Origin of the sequence: Cupriavidus phytohabitans, from assembly GCF_000426345.1 — a bacterium.
In the GTDB taxonomy this organism is placed as follows: Bacteria; Pseudomonadota; Gammaproteobacteria; order Burkholderiales; family Burkholderiaceae; genus Cupriavidus.
Window position 1 is genome coordinate 1 of the sequence record NZ_AUFE01000198.1, and the last position, 2391, is coordinate 2391.

At 61.8% G+C, this 2391-nt stretch carries 3 protein-coding genes; 1 reads left to right on the forward strand and 2 read right to left on the reverse strand.

Annotated elements, in window-relative coordinates:
* Positions 1–396: 396 nt before the first annotated feature.
* On the forward strand, positions 397–804 hold the full coding sequence (locus K309_RS0134575) for a polymer-forming cytoskeletal protein (RefSeq protein ID WP_018004032.1): 408 nt from the start codon (positions 397–399) through the stop codon (positions 802–804).
* A gap of 88 nt (positions 805–892) precedes the next feature.
* Here the strand turns inward: K309_RS0134575 and K309_RS0134580 are convergent, their stop codons facing one another.
* Both K309_RS0134580 and K309_RS38895 read right to left on the reverse strand, forming a co-directional pair.
* Positions 893–1267: a hypothetical protein gene (locus K309_RS0134580; RefSeq protein WP_232232650.1), complete on the reverse strand. Its 375-nt coding sequence runs from the start codon at positions 1265–1267 to the stop codon at positions 893–895.
* A gap of 276 nt (positions 1268–1543) precedes the next feature.
* The gene (locus K309_RS38895) at positions 1544–2356 is read right to left on the reverse strand and encodes a DUF932 domain-containing protein (protein WP_051320775.1); all 813 of its coding nucleotides are present in this window, start codon (positions 2354–2356) and stop codon (positions 1544–1546) included.
* Positions 2357–2391: the final 35 nt, after the last annotated feature.

The window sequence follows — 2391 nt, forward strand, 5'->3', positions numbered from 1 at the left end:
GTTCAGGCAGCTTCCGAAGCCCCTGCGCGCGCGACTGCCGAATCCAGTGACCGTGAATGGCCGCGAAAGCGTGACGCCGTTTCCGATTTCGAGGCGAACAAGTCGACAGTCGCGCCATCGCCAGCCGTGCCCGTGGATGGACCCGCATCTGGGCCCTCCGCCACCTCGGAGCCGGTACAGCCTAAGCTGGAGCGTACCCAGGCAGAACAGCCGAAGGCGGTGGCCGTGACGCGACCCGCCCCCGCCGCATTACCTGCGGCAGCGACCACCCCTATCAGGACCGCGACGGTAGCGGCGACTGCCAAGACGATACCGCAATCGCCATCCGGCGCGCAGACACGGAATTCTGCGACGCAGCATGCAAGCTCCCCTACCGACATCAAGATGTTCTGACCCATGGATAATCCTCCAATTTTCAGCCTGCTCCGTGCGGGGATGAGCGTTCACGGTGACCTTGTCTCGGATCATGGCTTCACCTGCCTGGCGCTGGTCACCGGCAATGTTGGCGCCTCCCGTGGGCTGCTCCATATCGCGGCGGGCGGCGTGGTGCATGGCAACGTCGATGGCGAGCATGTCATTGTGGACGGCGTGGTCGAAGGCGATGTCGTTGGGCGCGCCTCGCTGCTGATCAATGGACGCGTGAAGGGTCGGATCTTGTATGCCGGCACCATCCGGTTGGGCCCGAATGCCGCCCTGGATGGCACCATTGCCCGCATCCAGTCGGTCGGCTACGTCCCCCCACACAAGGAGGGTGTAGCGATCGACAGCCCAGCAACCGAGGCGCAGATTCCCACACCTTGCTGAGGAACATGTTCCTTCCAAAGACACCGAAAGCACCCTTCCGCACCCCCTCTTTCAAAGACAAACGCCCGGCAATGCCGGGCGTTTGTCTTCAGTAAACCCGTCTCAGGGTCATCAGCTCTGCCTGCGTGAAGACACCAGGGAAAGCCACCCACGGATAGTTCACAGCGTTCGCTGGGTCTCGGAATGACACATAGGGAAAGTCGTTTTCCAACTGCACCCGGAAGAGGCGCCGGCGTCCGTCCTTGCCCCGCACTTCGAACACGGCTCCATGCATTAGTTCGAAGACAACACGTTTCTGCTTGAGCGTCACAGCGGCCGCGGGGCCCTGCAGATATCGCTGGTCCAGCCAGGCGTCATACCCCATCGGCACTGCATGCTGCCTGACATGAGCCTGCCATTCGAAAAAGAGTACGAGAATTCTGTCCTTCGGAAAGCTTGCCACATCGATGGCCTGTCGCAGCATAAGTCGCTCCGCGACGTGTTGCCCTTCAGCCCTGATCGTGTTGCGGCAGGCGTGGCGGCCTTGAAACGCAGGCGTTTGCGAGGTCCGGAACAACCAGCGGGGGTATCGAGAATAGAAATCAATCAGAATCATGAGCAACGAGCGAAAAAAACCCCCGGACTGTGCCGGGGCTTTGGAGACCAAAAACGACTACTTCCATGCCAAGCATCGGCATCGAACGTAGTTCGCTTGAGGGCTGGTCAATGGGATGAACTTCTGAATGCCGCAGGAAGGTTGTCAAGCAACGAGTTCGAGCGCTGCGTCCCAGGCCCGCTGCTTGAGTACCGCACCGGCACCGAACCACGCCGAATCCAGCCGGTTGCCCGGATTGCGCGCACGCTGCCGGTGATCGACATACTCTGTGACGCTGTTCACCAGTCCCCAGGCAGTGCCGGCCGCCGATTCCAGTGTGGCGCCGCGGCCGTTGCCCTCGAAGAGATTGAGCACCGCCTTCAGGCCGCGCTCGTTCACCTTGGTAGGACCCTCGGATTCCGGTGTCGCCCACGAGTACGTGAACAAACGCTGGAAGAAGCGTTCCGATTCCGCCTGGCTCACCTTGCGGGCGGCCAACTCATGCATGCGGACCATGAAACCATCCCACGACGAGATGGCGATGCCCAGCTCTTCCTTGACGGCGCGCGGGTCGAACTGGCTGCGGTGCGGCACCTTGACGGCGCCCCGATTGCGACCAAGCGCGATCTGCAGGGTGTTGTTGCAGACTACCCGCACGGACGTGAACTGCGCGGTGGTGGCCAGCGTGCCATCACATGCGGTCGCCAGCAGCAGATAGCCCCGGACCTCGTCGACGCCGGCGATACTGGTCGATTGCCCCGTGCGCGCAAGCGCCCAGAGCTTGCGACCTTCCTTGAGCACACCAGCGGTTTCCAGCTGGTAACCGCCGACTTCGGTCAGATCGCGGTAAAACTCCAGGATCTCCGCGGGTTGAACGACCTGATAGCGCCTCGACACCGTCGAGAGCGGCTTTTTGGTATTGTGCATAAGCAGCTTTCGTGATGCCGAAAGCGCGGGGATTTGAGCAAGAACGGTGATGGACGCTGGAGGGGTTCCCTCAGGGAGCGTGCACG

Bases quoted from the DNA above. Each gene is read 5' to 3' on its own strand.
- K309_RS0134575 (WP_018004032.1), top strand. From the start codon at position 397: ATGGATAATCCTCCAATTTTCAGCCTGCTCCGTGCGGGGATGAGCGTT.
- K309_RS0134580 (WP_232232650.1), bottom strand. From the start codon at position 1,267: ATGCTGCGACAGGCCATCGATGTGGCAAGCTTTCCGAAGGACAGAATT.